This window comes from Streptomyces sp. NPDC002306 (assembly GCF_053593435.1).
The window spans coordinates 1-18561 of the sequence record NZ_JBSFCK010000064.1 but is presented as its reverse complement, the minus strand read 5'-3'; the positions used below and the strand labels follow the sequence as shown (position 1 = coordinate 18561).

Below are 18561 nucleotides of genomic sequence, written 5' to 3'. Positions count from 1 at the left end.
AAGACCCGATAAGTCCGACGCGCTCGAAGCCACCCCAACCACCCCCGGGACCCACTGCCAACCAGCCTACGCCCACTACAAAAGCAACGGCATTGCATCTAAATCCTGTTCCGCGTGCACGCAGAAGGATGAACCAGCCGCCTGGGCAATAGGGCCAGGTGCCAGGCAGTAAGGCTGGCCATCCGTCACGGTAAGTTTGTGACGTCGTTCAACTTCCCCCTTGTTGAATCCGAGTTCTACCTCAAGTTCACCTCAGAACATTCGCCACTCGGTTGTCGCGTGCATGCCCTCCGCATAACGTTCAGGTGTTTGATCGCCACGGGGGCGGTCCACCGGAAAGGTGTCACGTGGGCATCGGAACAAGGCGCGCTTCGACCGGCGCTGCCATCGCCGCACTACTTTTCTCCGTGGGGAGTGCGGGCACTGCCGTCGCCGAAGAAGCGCCGTCGGACGGAACGGTCGCCAGCGACGCGGCCATCTCAGCAGGCCAAACAACCGACATCAGTGACAGACAGGGCTGGGAAGAGGACACCGTCCAGCCACTCAGCGAGAAGGCGCCGGCCGCATGCGACACCCCATCGACGTGGTACAGCATCACCTCCAAGAAGGCCTATCACATTCCTTCCTGGTGGAACGGCACGAAGTTCAAGGACGGCCCGGGTGGCAGCATCACGGTATCCGTGACCAAGAGCGGCACGATCTCCGCTGAAGTCTCGGGCTCGATCGAGTTCTCGACCAACGCCATCGTCGCCAAGGCCAAGACTACAGTCAGCGTCAAGGTCGGCGGCAGCGTGACCGTCACCACCGGCCACAATTACACGCGCAACGTCAGCAGAAACAAGTACGGTCATCTGCAGTACGGTTCGTGGGGCTACAAGGTGACCTGGAAGAAGTACCGATCGACCGGTGGTGGATGCGGCTCCGTCGAACTGGGCCACGGCACAGCCACCTTGCCCACGTCAGAGACCGGCTGGAAGTACTGGGAAACCGCCTCATGATTTCTGCAAACCAGCGGACCCGGCATATGGCGTGCGCCGTGGCCGCGTCGGCATTCCTGCTCACTTCGTGCACATCCGGCGACAACCACGACAAGACTGCGGGCTCGAAGTCGCCGACGCCGACGCACAGCATCTCCCACACGGCCGACGCGTCATCCGAGGCCGTACTCACCGAACAGGTCCAGGATGCCCTTGCCGCCGTCAAGCAGGGAACGCTGCTGGAGGCAGGCGTGGAACGCGTCAGCGACGGCATCCACAGCGCACCCGGCCTGACCAAGGGCAAGACCTACAGACTGAACCTGATATGCGTCGGCAGCGGCACCGCGCAGGTGAAGTTCACCCCGACGCTCAAGGACGCCAAGACCACGGTGCCCTGTAACCAGTCGATCGTGCAGCAGCGAATCACCGCGCCTACATCGGTTCGCATCGACGTGGAGGGCGCTCCAGGCGCCACGGGCGTGATCGGCTGGGAGATCGACGCCACCTGATCCGGACACGCAATGAGTGCTCCCGTCACCGCCGGGAGCACTCACCGATCACAGCCAGCGACCGAAGCCTTTCACCCCATTGACGGCAAGGACATCAGCATCGGGGAATCGGCACGCCGACTGCAGTCCGAGCGATGCGGAAGACTGTCAGAAAGGCCGGGCTGCTCACCGCTCGGTCAGGCATATCCGTGAACTGCGGGGGCCATGGCCACGCTTGCCCATACACGCCTGACCAGCGTTAGAGCGAGATCGCGAAACGCTCTCGACGAGACCTGGCCTGGCCTGGCCCAAATTCACGGCAGGGATGGCGCCGCCGTCGTGGCCACTGGTGTCGCGCGGGGTCAACCTTTGGCTTCGGCTGCTGGCTTTTGCCATGGCCACCGGCCAGTGATCTCGAGCTCGAGAGAAAAGCTGAGGAAGGTGCGGATGGCTACGATCAGGGCCAGCACTCCGACGCTTTCGTACGTCGGTGCGACGGCGACTGTACGGATGATATCGCCGGCTACGAGAAACTCCAGCCCTAGCAGGATCGACCGCCCGACGCGACGGCGATAGCTGCGGTACACGCCCATCTGACGGCGAGTGAGCCGGATAGCCGCGAGAACGGTCGCCAAGAACGTTCCCACGACTATGATGAATACGCCTGCAGCATCAACGGCTCGACCGACCAACTCCACGATGGGTTGGAACTCCACAGTATCCCTCTCGCGCCGACCCGAATCCGTTCGTTTGCGATCTGCAACCTCTGTCGCTACCTACTTCGCGCCGAGCACCGGTTACAGCCTGTGAAAGCGTAGCTCAGTCCATTCCCTCGAGTATTTCATCGGTCGACAGCAACGCATGGGCGAAGAAACCACAATTGGTGCTCGCCACCTGATACCCGTCGCCCCAGACCGGGTGTCGGGGTCCAGCTGTTGCATCCCTGACCACGCGCTCGTGGACTATGGCCTTTCGGCGTCCCGCGTCCACACCGAGGTCTTCGGCTTCCGGCTCGGTCGAATACTCCCCCGACCCAGTCGAGCCCCCAGGCGTGGGCGGCAACCCCCTCATCGGCTGCTCCAAAACCGCTGGAGAAGTCGTACTGGACCTGTGAGTCGCGTCGTTGCAGGCACCAGCAGCCGCGGCGCCAGCAACTCGGCTTGTCCGTGGGAAATCATGCGCCGATGTCGAGATCGTCGAACGCGGCACCTGTCGTTTCGACGACCGCAGACGCGGGTGCTTGTATGCGGGGCCACGCCTCGGCCGATTGAAGGCGGGACTGTCGTTCATGAAGCATCCTCTTCCCTGTCGGGGCCGACGCGTGATGCCCCTCGGCCGAGGTAGTTGCGCTGCTGTCGTTGGGGGGCGGATAGGTTGCACGGATGGCTGACACGGACCCGCTGCTGCCCGTCCTCGCCGGACTGGTCGTCGACATCGCCTGGTTCCTCGACAACTGCGAGGACGACGAGGTCGACCCCGACTCCGCAGTGAAGATGATGGAGAACGTGAGCTGGGTATTGACGCGGCTGCCGCAAGATCAGCGCGACCGGTTCTTGACCGTCCTCGCAGACCTGGCGGAGGCCGAACAGGACTCAAGCCGCCGAGAGTACTTGGAGGCTTTCCCCTTCGCTTGCGGCCTGGTCGATGAAGAGTCAGGCCGAACCGAAGCCTGACCAGGCACGCAGTGGTTCCCGTCGAGCCCGTACCGGAGCCGCCCTGGTCCGGCGCTCTCGCGCACGCGGGCGTCCGAGGACGGCACGCACCCGGACGCGGGACTGGGACTCCGGCGGAACGCGCCGGCGACCGAACAACCTCGACGACGGCTACGGTTTGCAGCGCAGCCCGCCGGGTTCATGAGGCGCATCGGTGTACGGCGGCGCGGCCCGGTGACACCGGGCCATACCTGTCCCGGATGCGATTGACGGCCGCTTCCGAGACCAGGCGGGCAAGGCGGGCACCTCCAAAGCTGATCTACCGGGGGACCTGTCCGGCGTCAGCCAGGTCCTCACCCTTGAGGACCAGGCCTGTCAGCGAGCCGCGCTGCAGACCGGCGCCGACCATCACCTGGCAAGGCGGGGTGCGCGGGTCGTCGTCGTGCGCGGACGGCTCTTGCAGCCGGCGTGTCTTCTCCCAAGTGGTGCCGCCCGCGAAGGTCAGCGTCAGGATCAGGGCGCGGGCTGGCTGACCGCGCCGCCGCAGCCGGATGCCGAGCTGCACCACCAGGCCGAGAAGGGCGGAGCGGACGGCGGCGCCGTCCAGGGTGTGGCGGTGAAAGGTGCAGCCGACAGTCGCTGGTGCGGGCAGGGCTCGGGCCGCGACCGGCCTGGGGCCGATACCGCGAGTGCGGTCCGCGGCCAGGTGCCCGGCCTTCCCGCCCAGCACGCACTGCACGGTCGCGACGGGAACGGCGGCGAGCAGGCCGACCGAGCGGATGTGTACCCCGGGTTCGTCGGCCATCCACAGCATGGCGGTGTCGCCGATCACCATGTCGGCGGCGGTTCTCCCGCGGGGCGAAGACGCGTGGCCAGTTCAGGCAGGATTCACCTCGCCGGTGATCTTCCGGAGAGTAGAAGGCACAGGCGGGACACAACTGATCCCTAGGTTGCGGGGGTTACCACTTATGGAGGACTAATGATCACCCGTGCCCGCCTGGGCGTCATACTTGCCGCCGTGTTGACGACGGTCTTCACGAGCGCCGTCGTGCCGAGTGCCGTCTCGGCGCCGCAGTCGAACCCGGCCGCCTCGAGCGCCACCGCGCACTCCGGCAAGGTCCGGATGAACGAGATCCAGTTCATGGGCGCCCACAACGCCTTCCACCGGGAGATGCAGGGCGTCGAGCTGGCCGAGTCGATCAAGATCGACCCTGGTTACCCGTCGTGGGGTTTCTACTCGCACGCGTCCGTCTCCGATCTGCTGGGCCGGCAGAACGTGCGCGCGCTCGAGTTCGACTTGCTGCCCGACCCCGACGGCGGCCTGTACCAGCACCCGCTGGCCCGCAAGCGGGCCGGTCTCGGCCCGATCGACGACCCGGCCATGGCCGCACCCGGCATGAAGGTCGTCCATGTCGCCGACCAGGACTACAACTCGACCTGCCGCACCCTCGTGGTCTGCATGCAGCAGGTGCAGACCTGGTCGAAGGCCAACCCGCAGCACGTGCCGATCATCCTGCAGCTGGAGCTCAAGCAGACCGACGACCGCTGGGAGCAGCTCGGCGGCGCGGTCAGCCCGGCGTGGAACGGCAAGCTGCTCGACGACATCGACACGGAGATCCGTTCGGTCTTCTCCGAGTCGCAGCTGATCACCGCTGACGACCTGCGCCGCCCCGGCCTGACGCTGGAGCAGTCGATCCTGAAGAACGGCTGGCCGAGCCTGGACTGGGCGCGCGGCAAGGTCATGTTCTTCTTCGACAACGGCGGCCCCGGCGCCATCCGTGACATGTACCTCGACGGGCACCCCAGCCTGCAGGGCCGCGCGGTCTTCACCCGCGGTAACCCCGGCGACGCGGATGCCGCGATCACGATGGTGAACGACCCGCGCGGCGCCAACGAGGCGACCATCCGCGACCTTGTCCAGCGGGGCTACATCGTCCGCACCCGCTCGGACGAGCCGCTGAAGACGGTCATCAACAACGAGTTCAGCCGTGTCCAGACCGCTCTGGCCAGCGGCGCGCAGATGGTCACGACGGACTTCCCGAGCGTCGGCATGGCCGCCCGCTACAACAGCGACTTCGTCGCCGAGCTGCCCGGCAACGAGCCGGTCCGCTGCAACCCGGTGACCGCGCCGCGCAACTGCCACGACAACAGGCTGGAGCCCTCGTCCACCCGATGAGCGCGTCCTGAAAGGCGGCCGGCCGATCCCGGGCGGCCGCCTTTCCCAGGCTCGCTCTGTGTCTTCGCCTCCCGCCCGACCTGCTACCCGACACAGCCAGCGGCTGGGGCGCCCTGTACGTCGGAGTCGAGCAGTACGGGCAACACCTTCGGATCGCTCGGCTGGTAAGTCTTCGCAACAGGCATGCCCTGCGCGGATAACAGCACCATCTGAGCCCGCCGCCAGGTCACCACCGACCCGTTGCCTCTGCGGAGGATCCGCAGCAGCCGTCGCCCCTCGTCATTATCGATCTCCCGCACCCGCTCGGCCATGCGCGCAGCCTGGCAGTGATCGGCGCCGGGATTGCGTCTCTGGCCGCGTCACGTCGTCCGGCGTGTCCTCAACTCGGCAAGCCATGCACCCAGCTGTTCGTCGTCGTGCAAGTAGGCACCGCCCTTGTCCGCGGGTAGGTCGACGCCGTGGAGGAGGCTCAGCGCCCACCAGGAGATGTCGTCCCAATGGAGCCCTTCGTCGGCCACCCACCGCGCGGCCCAGTGGTCGGCCTCCTCCCGACTCAGATGGCCCTGGATGAGCGCGACGAAGTTCTCTTCGATCTCATCAAGCGTCGGCTGACGGCTGACATTCATGTCCTGACCGTACCTGCAGGACAAACGTTGGCCGATGCGGCACTAGACCAAGGTCAGGAGGTGATCAGTGGGCCCGTAGTCGACCTTCCAGTCGGCATAAACCCCCGCGGCGCCGTCCTTCTGGCACCGCAGCCCAACAGTCACCCAGCGGACCGAGCCGTCGCCAGAGAGCGAGAACGCGACTGCCGTCTCGAACTCCTCACCCCCGCACGGGCAGCCCGCCTCGCTGGGATCCGCGTCCTCCCAGAACTCCTCGCTATCCGCGAGGAACGCGCGGCCACCGCAAGCAACGCACACTCGCTCGGCTCCGCCCGCGACATCGTCAACGAGCACGAAGAACACGCGCCCGCCACACCCACCGCAGACAGAAGGAACGATCTTCACCGGACGGCCGTCGGCAGCATCCCGGAGAAACGCCGCGAGCTCCGCAGAGACACCCTCGCCAATCTGATCATCAGCATGCACAGGCGTATCGTTCCAGACGCCCGAACCAGCGCCCGTCCACCTTGGCAAAAGACACAGGGCCCCCGCAGAGTCCGGCCGACTTCAGCCCGTTCAGGCTCGCCGAGCGGGAACGGCATAGCCATCCAGAACTGCACATCGCCGGCACCGCAAGATTGGTCCATCTGCTTCTCCGTCCTCGAGCGAGGACGGTCAGCTCGCATTGTGTGCCCTTTTACGCCTGACGAGCCGTCCGAGCACGTAGGCCGCCCTCAGCAGGATGACGGTTAGAAAGGCTCCGATGACCCAGTGTTTCCATGGCCCGGATGCCAGCAAAAGTCCGCCCATGCCAAGGTGAACGGCCACCACCAACGCTATGACGGCTACGACGCCGAGCGTTGCGCTGCGCCGTGGCCGGAGCATGGTTCCTTCCGTCGAGGCAGTTTCGTCGTACTGCTGAACGCCGACTTCGACCCGTTGCCAGGTGACTTGCGGCAGTACATCGTACTTGCCGATCTTCTGCAGGCGCCCAACGATGAGGTGCTGGATGCTCTGGAGGCTGTCCTGGTCGCTGGCTTCGACACGCACTGTCAGCACGTCGGAGCCGACGTGCAGGATGCATCGGCCCGAGGTGAAGTTGATCGTCCCTTGAATGTTGGACTGTTCGACGTGACGGCTCAGGGGTGGTGGCGTGCCACCGTGGAGCAGGCGAAGGACGTGGAGTATCCGACTGCCCGCCTGGCGGCGGGGGTTAAGCATCTGCTCCAGGTACCAGTCCGGCCGATCGGTCCGGACGCGGGCTTCGGCGATCAGCATGCGGCTCCTTCTACGGGCTCCGACCCCAGCACCCCGGTCATCTCCCCTTCGAACACAAACTCAAGGCCAATGTGGCGGTACGACGGCTGGCCGTGCCGCCTGATGGAACAGTGATCAAGGTCGTCGCCGCCTCAGCGTCGTCGTACGCTCAGTGACTGCGTGACCATGCAAGAAATGCCTCCATCTTGGCTGATGGTGAGGCCTTTCGGACCCTTTCATACTGCTGCCGGTCCTCGACGCTCATGATGCGCACCCCAGTCCCTCCCGGCTGTGAGGCTCTGATGTATGACAAGGCGAAGCGTTGATCTGTGACAGCCGAACGCACCTGCGGTCCCTCGCGTTCTGTGCACCTCGGACCGCGTTGCGGTTGTTGCTCGTTGGAGTCGACAGACGGGACGACCCTGACGTCAGTACGCCTGCCTGAGTGCTGATATCAAGCAAAGGGCACCACTATCTACGTGCACCTAAAAATAGTGCCTGCAAATACAGTCGCCGGTGGAGCCGCTCTGGCCACTGGGGCTTCACGCGGTCTCGGCGCCGTGCTCGCCCGATATCTCGCGGCCGACAGACAGCCCGTCGCCGTCGCGTACCGGTCGGGCACGGAAGCCGCGGACCGAGTTGCGGCGGACATGTGTGCAACTGCCGGCACGGCTGAGGCGTTCGCTGCAGGGACGGCCGCCCAGGCCCGTGCGCGTCGCGCCTGCCAAGCCTGACGACGCGCCGCAGTGCCCGCCGCACAGGCCGCCGTTCATGGTGGCCCGTGCGGGACGGGTCGGACAGTCAACCGGGGGTAAGGCGGTTTCTGTGTGCATCCTCCTGGAGCGTGTCGTCCTGCGGCCGGTACCAGGAGCCGACAGGCAAGGGGCCGGCTTCCTGACGCGCTCCAACCGGCTCGAACATGCTGCAGACGCCGGGCGTTCTCACCCCCTCGGAAGACTTCTTCCGCGCGCAGCCCTGGACATTTCACCGCCGTCCAGGCGTGTCACAAACGAGCAAGCCATCTGGTCTTTACTGTCAACGTTCCTTGTTGGAGGCATAGATGAGCACTGAGCACACGCACCTGCCCCCGGGCATTGAGATCATCACGACCCTGCCGGATGCCGCGTCCCGGATCCCGGCCGGCGCCGAGGCAAGGACCGTCCGGGTCACGCTGCAGCCCGGTGACCCCGGCGCGCCGCCGCACCGGCACCCCGGTCCGCTCTTCGGCTACGTGACCCAGGGCGAGATCCTCTTCGAGCTGGAGGGACAACTTCCCCGGGTCCTCAAGGCCGGTGACGCCGTGTTCGAGCCCGGTGGTGACGTGATCCACTACCAAGGCGCCAACAACCTTCCGGACGCGCAGTCGCAGCTGGTCGTGACCATGTTCGCGCCGGCCGGTACCCCGCTTCTGACCGTGGTCAGCGCGGAGGAGCTGGCCGAACGGCAACACCTCCGCGCGCCCCAGGCCTGACGACCGCCGACTCTCCCGACTTGCCACCCGAACCCAACGCTGTCTGGCCACCAACGGGCAGGCTACTGAGGTGTCGGGTTCGCGAGACGTCCAGGCGGTGCCGGAACAGGTCCGAGCCTCGGCGGTGATTTCGTCGAGCAAGGGTGGAAGTACGGCAGTCTCGCTTCCACCCCTGCCCGGTCGAGCAGGATCACCCAGCAACCGTCGAAAATATGCCAACAATCAGAATTAAACCGATACTTACTGTTGCTTCACGATCAGTTGTGATGGCTTGGGCGTAGGCGTCACTTGGTGTTGCTGTCCACGGCTCGTGCACTGTTGGACACGGGCACGCCGTTCTCTCTGGCGCTGATGCGTCAGGGGCACTTGTATCGTCCGTACCGTGACCTCAAGTGATCATCTGCTTGATCTGATCCAGACCACTCCGGAGATCGATCTGCTGCTGCGCTCGTCATTCGGCTTCGACATCCACCGGAAACACAACGGCGATGACTTGAGGCTTGCCTCGCACGCGCCGCTGGAGGCGATCGCCGGGGAGTTCGCCGGCGGGACGTATTTCTTGTGCGCTGAGCAGAACGGTCGTCGGCCGGTGGTGTTCGCGAGTTCCGAAGGGGAGGGCGGGCTGCTCGCCGATGACCTGGCGGAGGGGGTGGAGATCATCATCGGGCTGGAGTGGCGGAGTTGCCTCTCGTTCTCAGGCGGTGGCGATGTGGAGGTCATGCAGATCTCCGCTCAGCACCTCCAACGATCCCGGCGCAAGCGCAACCCGGACATCGACGACGAAGCTGCCCAGGTGGCCGCTGCCCTGTCGCTGCGTATGGCGCCTGTCGACGACCTCGTCATCCGGTTGCACGCAGCCGCCTCGAAGACCCAACCGGACTACGTCGTCACCGACGATGAAGGGCAGGTGTTCGACCTGCCGTTCGGCGAGCACGTGGAGCCTCGCCACGGTGGCTGGCGCTGAACCCGACCGGTGGCTGCCGCCAGTCGCATCGCGTCGGCCTGTCTGCCATTGTCCGGGCATGCGCCGGGCAGACTCTCGAACGTGTCTGCCGACCTTGTTCCCGACGGTCTCTACGAGCGCATGATTCCGGTCGGTACGCCGTCCCGCAGCGGGGTCGGACAATGGTCACCGCGATGTCGAAGCCGGCCAGCGCGGCAGCATCGGCGGTCGCGAAGTAGACCCCGGAGTCCAGCTCTGCACGCGGCCGCGAGGAAGCTATGTTTTGCGCGTTGGACTGGCCGGCGACTGTTGGACGCAGTGCGGGTCCACGTAGCAGCCGATGACACGGTGACCCACCTCTGCGGCGCGTACAGCCAGTGGAAGCCCTACCGTAGCCCTGACCAGCGACAGCTATCTGCACGGCAGCTCCTACTCGATTGCGGTGCTTGAATGGAGCGTCGTTCCTGGTCTGGCAAGGAGAAGCGCTGTGCCCCTGGTGTCTGTCGTGATGCCCGTGTACAACTCTGCGGGCACCCTCGGTGCGGCCGTTCGATCAGTGCTCACGCAGACCCACAGTGACGTGGAGTTGCTGGTCACCGACGACCAGTCCTCCGATGGCTCCATGAACCTGCTCCGCGAGTTCGCCGAGCACGATGAGCGCGTTCTGCCGAAGCTGGCACCCGAGCGGGGCGGTGCGGGCCGGGCCCGCAACCTCGCGATCGAGCGGGCCCGCGGGGACTACATCGCCTTCCTCGACAGCGACGACATGTGGCTTCCGGAGAAGACCGAGAAGCAGCTCGCCTTCGCCGCCGAAGGCGATGCGCCTTTGACGTTCACGTCGTACTTCAAGATGGCCGCCGACTACGGCGGCGAGAGCACCGACTGGGTTGCGAACGGGCGGGTGGTCCGTGCGCGGGAGCACGTGGACTACCGCGCGATGCTTGTCCAGGATCACATCGGTGCTCTGACCGCCATGTACGACCGCAATGTCCTGGGCACGAGGCTGATGCCGGAGATGCGCAAGCGCCAGGACTACGCCCTGTGGCTGTCGATCATGCGGGGCGGTGCTGACGCCCGGGGCCTGGCAGAGCCGCTTGCGGTGTACAGGGCCCACCAGGCGGGATCGCTGTCCTCCAACAAGCTCTCGCTCGTGCAATACAACTGGGCCCTGTACCGCCAGCACGAGCATCTGTCGGTCCCGCGGGCGACGCGGGCCCTGGCCGGCGCTGTGTGGCAGTCGCTGCGCAACTCGCGCATCTGAATCCGTGCACGGGTCCGTTTCCTCGGCGGCGAACTGGTACGACAGGCGACGGCCCAGGCTCAGATGTCACCGGGTCCTTCGCGGGGAAACCCGGTCCTCGGCCCGGCATCAAGTGGCTGCCACTCGGCCTCCGTAATCAGCAGGAGATCATCTCGGTTCTCGACAAAGTGCGTCCGCATGTCGTGGCCCACGCGCCCTTTCGTGGAGCTGGCTGGGCGACGACTGCAGGGGGCGCCATCCGCGTCGGGATGGCCAAGCTGGCCTTGTTGGGGACGGCGCTGATCCGGCAGTCCGGCCGGGCGATCCGCTCCGGATACCCGGCTTCCATGGCCCTTGGCGTCAAACGCTTGTTGTGTACGGCGGCGGGGTCTGGCTGGCCCAGCTGGTCACGGTCGCTCCTGAGCGGTGCGGGGGGCAAGGTTTGCCGGTCGGGCGTAGTCGTCGGTACGACACGGCGCTCTGCCTCGCCGCGGGCGCCGCGCCCCCGGATGTGACGCCGGGACAGTTTCGGTCGGACGCCCTGCCGTCTCCTTCTGCGTGTTCGCCGCCGGCTCCGGCCCTCTTTCGTCAGTCATCCGACCACTGACTGAACTCTCGTGCATGTTGGCCCCATTGACAGGATCGGGGGCTCGCTCGATCATCAGACATCCGATGAATGGAGCCGCGCATGAGCATGTCTCCTCACTCGAGACGTCACGTTCTCGGGGCCGCGGCGGGAACCGTCGCGGCGGCCGCCCTGCCCCTCGCCGTCCCCGCCGAGGCGCACGCCGCCGCGCCGGGCGGGGAGCGGACCGCGTCTTCCTGGGTCCCCGTCCCCGCTCCGGTCCCGGTCCCGCTCGACTCTCTCTACGACAACGACGGCATCGACACCGCCACCGCCCGCGGCGGTGACTTCGACGGGTCGGGCTACACGTTCCCAGGGGAGGAACTCCCGGCCGGCCGCGTCGAGGTCAACGGCATCCTCTTCGACTTCCCCGCCGCGACCGCGGGCGCCAAGAACAACGTTGTCGCGTCCGGCCAGCGCGTAGAACTGCCGCGGGGCAGTTACCTGTCGGCTGCCTTCCTCACCGCGGGCAGCTACGGCAACGCCTCCGGCACGGCCACCGTGCACTACGCCGACGGCACCACCAGCGCCGCCGGCCTGAGCGGCGGCGACTGGTACGCGGTCGGCGGACCGCTGTCGGCGCCGTACCGCTACCAGCCCGACGGCGGCAAGGACGCACACAGCGTCGGGATCGGGAGCTGCGAGGTCTGGATCGACCCGCACCGCGAGACGGTCGCCCTCACCCTGCCCGTCACCGGCCCGGCCGAGGCCGGCAAGACCGCCCTGCACGTCTTCGCGCTCTCCCTGCAGCCCGTCGCCCAGGGCCGGGCGCTGGCCCTGCGCGACGCCCGATCCACCACCTCCCTGCTGGACGCCACCGGCGCACAGAGCGTCGAGGCCACCGTCGTCAACGCGGGCACGGTCGCGATCCTCGCCGCCGACGCGGTGTCCGTGCGGGTCGACGTCCCCGGCGCCCGCACCGTCGAGCCCGCCCGCGTCCGCCGCCTCGACCCCGGCGAACAGGCACGCGTCCGCGTCGGCATCCGCAACCGTACGGGCACCGCGCCCGGCACCGAGCGGGACGGCGCCGTCTCCGTACGCGGCCGTGGCACGCACGTCACATCCAGCAACCGCTCGTTGACCCTCGGGACCGCCGACTACCAGCCCTCCGAGACCTCGCTGACCACCCACCGGGCGCCCTACTGGTTCCACGACGCCAAGTTCGGCATCTTCATCCACTGGGGCGTCTACTCGGTCCCCGCGTGGGCGCCGGTCGGGGTGCAGTACGCCGAGTGGTACTGGGACCAGATGCAGGACCCGAACAACCCCACCTACGCCTACCACCGCGACACCTACGGCGAGGACTTCGCCTACGACGACTTCATCCCGCGCTTCACCGCGGAGAAGTTCGATCCGCGGGCATGGGTGGAACTGTTCCGGGACGCCGGCGCCCAGTACCACGTCCTGACGTCCAAGCACCATGAGGGCTTCGCCCTGTGGGACACCAAGGTCTCCGACCGCAACGCGGTCAAGCACGGCCCCCGACGGGACCTGGTCAAGGAGCTCTTCGATGCGTCCCGCCGGTACACGCCCGAACTCCACCGCGGCCTCTACTTCTCCATGCCCGAGTGGTTCAACCCCGACAGCCCCTGGATGGGCCACGCCCCGCGCAACCCGTACACCCTGGACCCGCTGCCGTACACCGGCTACACGGCGGGCAAGGACTTCGTGACGCAGTATCAGGCCCCGCAGATGCTCGAACTCATCCACGGCTACGATCCGGAGATCATCTGGTGCGACATCGGCGGCGCGAACGACAGCCTCCATGTGCTCGCCGAGTACTTCAACCACGCCAAGAAGCGCCACCGGCCCGTCGAGGTGACCGTCAACGACCGGTCGGGCATCGGCTTCCACGACTACACCACGCCCGAGTACACGACGTATGCCGACACGGTCGTCGCCAAGTGGGAAGCCAGCCGCGGCCTCGACCCCCGCAGCTACGGCTACAACCGGGCCACCCCCGACGACGCCTACATGACCACCGAGGAGGTCGTGCACAGTCTCGTCGACATCGTGTCCAAGAACGGCAACTTCCTGCTCGACATCGGCCCGCGCGCCGACGGCACGATCCCACAGATCATGCAGACCCGGCTGCGTGAGACGGGCGCCTGGCTCGCCGTCAACGGCGAGGCGATCCACGGCACCACCTACTGGTCGCGGATGGCCCAGCTCGGCGAGGACCTGCGGTTCACGGTCCGCCCGGATGAGGCCTTCTACATCCACTCCCTGATCCGGCCGGGCGCCAAGCTCACCGTCCAGGCGCCGGTGCCGATCCGCGGCGGCGACAAGGTGACCATGCTCGGTCACGACCGTCCGCTGAACTGGAAGGTCAGCAACGGGGCACTGGTCGTCGACGTGCCGGAGGCGGCCCGACGGGCGGGCAAACACGTGTGGGTCTTCAAAGTGGAGTGGCACGCGTAAGTCCCGAGGACGACCGCCGCGACCGCTCGGGCTGTAGCCCGGGCGGCCGGGTGAACAGGATCCCGCGGCTCGCCGAGCTGGTACGGGCAGGCCGGTTGCGGGTGCGGATCACGGCGGGCATGAGCGCGGCACGGCCGCTGGGGTGCGTACGCGTACCGGCAGCCGCTTTGATCCCCTTTGGCTGCTCCTGCACGACGGAATACGGGACCCGGTCGGAATGGACTCCGTTGGGGCAGAGGTCCCGAAACGTGGTTGGCGTGACAGTGGCGCCCGGCATGGGCTCAGCGGTGCTCGCCGGCGTGGACTCGGTGGTGGCTGTCGCTGTCGGGGACTCAGACGTCGGCGCGACGGACAGCAGCGCCGCCGGGATCAGGACGGCAGCCGCCACGGCGCCACGGGATCTCGTTCGGAATCTCATGCGTGGTCCTTACGGCAACGAAGTCATCAGGCGCGTGTGACATCTGGCACCTGTGTGACAGCCAAGGCCTACCCGGGGTTGCGCTGCCGAGCGGCCTTACGTCCCGGTCAGGTGATCGGGCCCCTGATGACATTGGGGAAGGTCCGCCAGGCACTCCTCGCCGAGGGCTGGGCACGGGTGCGGCGTGAGAACGGCGAGAGCTTCGATGTCGAAGGGGCTCGTGAGAACTTGCTGGAAGTGTCTACCTTGCACATGCCGCGCTGGCCCGAGGCCACCACCTCTACTGCTGAGGCATGAACCGCGGCGACTGATCGTGACTTCCCGACAGCAAGCCGTACAGCAACGGAGCACAGCAACCATGGCAACCGACCATGACCGGCAGCCACCCTCAGGCGCCGCGGGATGACCTCTATGACCGTCGCTGACCAATCTCTGTAGAGCTACGGATCAGAAGGTGCCCATGCCCCTGCCGTGCCCGTTCGACCGGTAACTGACAGGGAACCACGGTGATTGACGGACAGCGCACATGAAAGCGGCCCCCGACCGATCTAGCTGGTCAGGGGCCGTTCTCACTGCTCAGTGCGCGGAGATGGTGGGATTTGAATCCACGGCGACATCGCTGCCACGACGGTTTTCAAGACTGTCCGTTGGCGGCAGTCAGCGACTCAGTCCGTGCTTGTGGAGCGCTGCCGACGCCCGGAAGCGGATGCGCCCGCACTGCTCACGATCTTCCTCCGAAGTATCCTCGGAGCAGCAGCAGTGGGATGCAAGCCGACGAAGATCCTCGATGTCCAGCCACAGTGGGGCGCGCCCTCTTGCTCTCTCGGCCTCCGGGTCCGTCGGATTGATCTCGGGCATGGCCGCAGCCTAACGTGCCACGGCTTCAGGCCATCGATACGCCAGCACTTGACCGTGGCAGCCCGGTCTCTCGCCCCAGGGCGGCCCCGCCGATGCGCCGGCCTGCGCTGTACCGTCTTGGTAAACGATCACAGGGGGCGAACAATGACAGGTGATCTCCACTTCAGTTGGAAGCTCTACAGCACTGGATGGGCAACGTGCCGCATCGCTGACAACTCTTCAGAGTGCGAGGACTTCGTCAGCTACTGCACTGACGCCCTTGCCGACTTGCTGTACGCAGTCGCAGGTCTCTATGGACCTTCTCACGTCCAGCGGGTCTCCTTCGACCTTGAGCCGGCCGAAGCACGATGGGTTCTGCGCCGCCGTGGCCCGGACGTGGACATCGCGATCTACCGGTTCCCGGACATGGCTGTGGACTTCGGCCTCCCAGACCGGGAGGGCTCGCTCTCCTGGAGCTCCACGCAACCCCGCAGCTCCCTCAGCCACGCCGTCACGGAGGCGGCACAGGCAGTGCTGCGGGCCCATGGAGAGAACGGCTACCACAAGAAGTGGAGACGCTACCCCTTCCCCACTGCTGCTCTTGCAGATCTTCGGCGCCTCCATCTGCGAGATGACGATTGCCGGCACGAGCACGACATGACACTGCCTTGAGGTGATGGCGGCCGTTGCCGACGGACATGGTCTGGGACGCTTGGGAGGGGACGATCCCGGTGGAGGAATGGCACGTGTACAGCTGAACAGCTTCGGATCTGGCAGCCGCGTACAGCAGCTTCGCACAACAAGCGCACCAGATAGAGCGGGGAATCACGGTGAACGCGGCCAGGCTCGCTGAACCGTTCAGCAAACGTTCGCCCAGGTCAGTGCCCAAACCGGTTCCGAATGCCCACAGCTTCCCAAGGTGAGGGTTCGGGCACCGTTGTTACGGGATGGCCTTCGCGGCTTGCTCTGGTTGACGCCATCGGCAGCGTGGCGAAGGCCGGTGGGGGTGTAGCAAGGCATACACGCGCGGTCGGTCGCCACCCTCTTCGTCGTGGCCGACTGTCGTCGGCTGAGACACGGACGAATGCCTTCTTCAGCTTGAGCAAGACGTCATCGTCCCCCACCCGCGGTCGACGCGGCAGGGCTGTGCATCCTGGGCACCATGACGAACCCCGAGGGCCCGTACGTGAAGGTGCACTCTCGGCTTGAGATCGAAGACGAGTGGCCCCCGACGTCGGTGGAGAGTCTGTGGGCGGTCGACCAGGGCGAGGGCACCGTACGGCTCGACAACATCCCCTGGTTCGTCCGAGGCATCGCCTGCGGGGACATCGTGGCCACCGAGCCAGATGAGGCGGGCGTGCGATGGGCCGGCGAGGTGGTGGTCCCCGGCGCTCGGAGAACTGCACCATCCGCCTCATCGTGCTCCGTGACGGCGACTCGGGAGCCGCTCGGCAGAGCGTGATCACCGCGTTCACGGAACTCGGCGTCGACGGCGAAAGCATAGAGCGGTTCGGCATGGGCATGGTCGCCCTGGACGTTCCGCCCCCCGCCGATCTCGTCAAGGTGCAACGGCTGCTCCATCACGGCGTAGCCAACGAATGGTGGGACATGGAAGAGGGGTGTATGGCGGGCCACCTCCGCCATCTGACTCCGCTCATGTGGTCCAGGACTGGGCCGTCCCTGGGCCGCCCGAGGCTGCCCGGCAGCGGCCAATGACAACCAACAACGACCACCAGGTGCATGGGCCCGTAGCCCCTGACCAGCAAAGGCCAGCTCATCAAGATCCCCGACAAGACCCAGGGCAAGAAGAATTAGCCGTCTCTGGGCCCTCAGCTGCGTGGTTGGGTCGTCGCACGGCAGGACCGAACGACTGGGCGAGTGAGCAGCGGCCTGTGGCAGGACCGCAGACCGAGTGACTGGCCTGGAAGGGGATGGTGTCAGAAGTCTGGTCTAGGTTTGGCCCGTGACCCACAGTCGTTCCCATGCCGGGGCGCCCCGCGAGCCTGCCTTGCCGCCCTACCAGGTTGTCCTGGCGGAGTCCGACTGGGGTTCGCTCCAGACGGCTTTCGGGTCCGGTGAGGACCTCCCCAGGGTTCTGACGCAACTTTTGGAGCCCGATCCCAAGGTCCAGGTCACCACCTTGTGGGAGTTGGGTGAGCTGGTCGGCCACCAGAACACTATTTACGAAGCCACCGCCCCCGTCGTCATGTATGTCACCGGCATCCTCACCCACCCGGCGGCCATGACGCGACGGCCCTATCGCGACATCCCCATCCGCGCGACGCTGTTGGGCTGGCTGGCTTCCACGCTTCACGACGCCTCCGAGGAGATCGTCGCCCGCAACGAGGAGTACTTCCCCGGCTTCCTCACCCGCGGTACCCCCGTGGCGGCCTTTCGGGACCTGCGGCCGATGCTCTATAGGGCCGTCGCGCCCTTCCTGCATGACAGCCACGAGGAGGTGCGTGAAGCCGCCGTCATTGCCGTGCTCATCCTCGCCGAACACCCCGCGCTCGCCGGGCACCGTGCTCGACTCGCCGTGCACGCACGCCGAATCCTGGACACCAGCAGCAATGACCCCAACCGTCGCGTCGCGTGGAGGACCCTCGAAGCATGGGGCCACAATCCGCCCGGCCCGGAGCCTCTCTCGGAGGAGACCGAGGGCCGGGGGCCGCACAGCGATGGCCGCGGCGATCTCGAACCTCCCTTCTGACCGACACGCGCACGGCACACCTGCGGACCATGACAGCAGGTGAGAGAGACACAGCGATCCAAGGTCGCGCGTGCCACATCCGGTCGGGGCGAGTTCTACGAGTGGCTGACCGCCCGGCGCGACGAGTTGTTCGAGCTGTGCGACGCGGTGCTGTCTGCGGATGGTGCGGTGAAGTCCCCGGTGGACCTGACGCTGCTGCCCGAGCATCGTCGTGGGCATGGAGCGATGTACGGCAGCCTGAACCACGGCCGGGTCGACGTAGGCCGGCTGCGGGCGGTGCGGCCGGGCTGCCGCTGCCGCGTTTCGACGGCGGGCGTCTGGTCCTAGCGGTTGATGTGTCGCCCTGGCTGCGGTCGGACGCGCCGTGTTCGGCGGCCCGGCTGTTCTGCCATGTATACGGCCGGGCGAAAACGGCTTCGCAGTTCATCCCGGGCTGGCCGTATTCCTTCGTGGCTGTGCTGGAGCCGGGCGCCACGTCCTGGACCGCGATCCTGGACGCGGTCCGGCTCGGCCCCGCGGACAACGCCACCGCGGTCACCGCCGCCCAGCTGCGGGGTGTCGTCGAGCGGCTCGTCACCGCGGGCCGGTGGCAGGCTGTCGACCCGCATATCGTGATCGTCAGCGACGCTGGCTATGACGTCACCCGCCTAGTAGGGCTTGGTCAGGTCGGTTGTGGTGGTGCGTGTCCTGTGGGCAGGGTGTGGCGTTGAGGGGGTGTGACTCCTGACGAAATTGCTGTGG

Annotated in this window: 15 protein-coding genes and 4 pseudogenes; 13 read left to right on the top strand and 6 right to left on the bottom strand. The window is 66.5% G+C overall.

Annotated elements, in window-relative coordinates; all coding sequences use genetic code 11:
- Window positions 1-347 precede the first annotated feature (347 nt).
- Both ACWCQK_RS39495 and ACWCQK_RS39490 read left to right on the top strand, forming a co-directional pair.
- Window positions 348-998, top strand: a complete 651-nt coding sequence (locus ACWCQK_RS39495; protein WP_451163700.1) for a hypothetical protein — start codon at window positions 348-350, stop codon at window positions 996-998.
- Window positions 995-1486, top strand: a complete 492-nt coding sequence (locus tag ACWCQK_RS39490; protein WP_451163698.1) for a hypothetical protein — start codon at window positions 995-997, stop codon at window positions 1484-1486. The genes ACWCQK_RS39495 and ACWCQK_RS39490 overlap by 4 nt, the downstream gene beginning before the upstream one ends.
- 341 nt (window positions 1487-1827) lie before the next feature.
- On the opposite strand, the gene ACWCQK_RS39485 is transcribed toward ACWCQK_RS39490, so the two are convergent.
- Window positions 1828-2181: a DUF1622 domain-containing protein gene (locus ACWCQK_RS39485; RefSeq protein ID WP_451163696.1), complete on the bottom strand. Its 354-nt coding sequence runs from the start codon at window positions 2179-2181 to the stop codon at window positions 1828-1830.
- A gap of 666 nt (window positions 2182-2847) precedes the next feature.
- Here ACWCQK_RS39485 and ACWCQK_RS39480 point away from each other — a divergent pair.
- Together ACWCQK_RS39480 and ACWCQK_RS39475 are read left to right on the top strand one after the other, a co-directional pair.
- Window positions 2848-3138: a hypothetical protein gene (locus ACWCQK_RS39480; RefSeq protein ID WP_451163694.1), complete on the top strand. Its 291-nt coding sequence runs from the start codon at window positions 2848-2850 to the stop codon at window positions 3136-3138.
- 6 nt (window positions 3139-3144) lie between these two features.
- A pseudogene (locus tag ACWCQK_RS39475) lies at window positions 3145-3249 on the top strand (AraC family transcriptional regulator); the annotation flags it as partial.
- 187 nt (window positions 3250-3436) lie between these two features.
- Here the strand turns inward: ACWCQK_RS39475 and ACWCQK_RS39470 are convergent.
- Entirely contained in the window at window positions 3437-3952 is a 516-nt protein-coding gene (locus ACWCQK_RS39470; protein ID WP_451163692.1) for a DinB/UmuC family translesion DNA polymerase, read from the bottom strand.
- A 144-nt stretch (window positions 3953-4096) separates the two neighbouring features.
- On the opposite strand from ACWCQK_RS39470, the gene ACWCQK_RS39465 reads away from it, so the two are divergent.
- The gene (locus tag ACWCQK_RS39465) at window positions 4097-5293 is read left to right on the top strand and encodes a phosphatidylinositol-specific phospholipase C1-like protein (RefSeq protein WP_451163690.1); all 1197 of its coding nucleotides are present in this window, start codon (window positions 4097-4099) and stop codon (window positions 5291-5293) included.
- 170 nt (window positions 5294-5463) lie between these two features.
- Here ACWCQK_RS39465 and ACWCQK_RS39460 read toward each other — a convergent pair.
- The 4 genes and pseudogenes from ACWCQK_RS39460 to ACWCQK_RS39445 form a co-directional block, all read right to left on the bottom strand.
- Window positions 5464-5604: pseudogene (locus ACWCQK_RS39460) on the bottom strand (IS630 family transposase); the annotation flags it as partial.
- A gap of 48 nt (window positions 5605-5652) precedes the next feature.
- Complete coding sequence (locus ACWCQK_RS39455) at window positions 5653-5919, bottom strand: hypothetical protein (RefSeq protein ID WP_451163688.1); 267 nt, start codon at window positions 5917-5919, stop codon at window positions 5653-5655.
- Window positions 5920-5961: 42 nt separating this feature from the next.
- Window positions 5962-6384: a hypothetical protein gene (locus ACWCQK_RS39450; RefSeq protein WP_451163686.1), complete on the bottom strand. Its 423-nt coding sequence runs from the start codon at window positions 6382-6384 to the stop codon at window positions 5962-5964.
- A 189-nt stretch (window positions 6385-6573) separates the two neighbouring features.
- Complete coding sequence (locus tag ACWCQK_RS39445; protein WP_451163684.1) at window positions 6574-7176, bottom strand: DUF2218 domain-containing protein; 603 nt, start codon at window positions 7174-7176, stop codon at window positions 6574-6576.
- 1039 nt (window positions 7177-8215) lie between these two features.
- Between ACWCQK_RS39445 and ACWCQK_RS39440 the strand changes: the two genes are divergently transcribed.
- From ACWCQK_RS39440 to ACWCQK_RS39405, 8 genes and pseudogenes are all read left to right on the top strand, one after another.
- The gene (locus tag ACWCQK_RS39440) at window positions 8216-8626 is read left to right on the top strand and encodes a cupin domain-containing protein (RefSeq protein ID WP_451163682.1); all 411 of its coding nucleotides are present in this window, start codon (window positions 8216-8218) and stop codon (window positions 8624-8626) included.
- Between the two features lie 382 nt (window positions 8627-9008).
- Window positions 9009-9590 carry a hypothetical protein gene (locus ACWCQK_RS39435; RefSeq protein WP_451163680.1) on the top strand — a complete coding sequence of 194 codons (582 nt, stop codon included), beginning with the start codon at window positions 9009-9011 and terminating at the stop codon, window positions 9588-9590.
- A gap of 466 nt (window positions 9591-10056) precedes the next feature.
- Entirely contained in the window at window positions 10057-10830 is a 774-nt protein-coding gene (locus ACWCQK_RS39430; protein WP_451163678.1) for a glycosyltransferase family 2 protein, read from the top strand.
- 673 nt (window positions 10831-11503) lie between these two features.
- Window positions 11504-13855 (top strand): alpha-L-fucosidase, encoded by a 2352-nt coding sequence (locus tag ACWCQK_RS39425; protein ID WP_451163702.1) that lies wholly within the window; start codon window positions 11504-11506, stop codon window positions 13853-13855.
- Window positions 13856-15275: 1420 nt separating this feature from the next.
- Window positions 15276-15782 carry a hypothetical protein gene (locus tag ACWCQK_RS39420; protein WP_451163676.1) on the top strand — a complete coding sequence of 169 codons (507 nt, stop codon included), beginning with the start codon at window positions 15276-15278 and terminating at the stop codon, window positions 15780-15782.
- A gap of 490 nt (window positions 15783-16272) precedes the next feature.
- Window positions 16273-16751, top strand: a pseudogene (locus ACWCQK_RS39415) (DUF4265 domain-containing protein); the annotation flags it as partial.
- Between the two features lie 322 nt (window positions 16752-17073).
- Complete coding sequence (locus ACWCQK_RS39410) at window positions 17074-17820, top strand: hypothetical protein (RefSeq protein ID WP_451163674.1); 747 nt, start codon at window positions 17074-17076, stop codon at window positions 17818-17820.
- 39 nt (window positions 17821-17859) lie between these two features.
- Window positions 17860-18470, top strand: a pseudogene (locus ACWCQK_RS39405) (transposase); the annotation flags it as partial.
- Window positions 18471-18561: the final 91 nt, after the last annotated feature.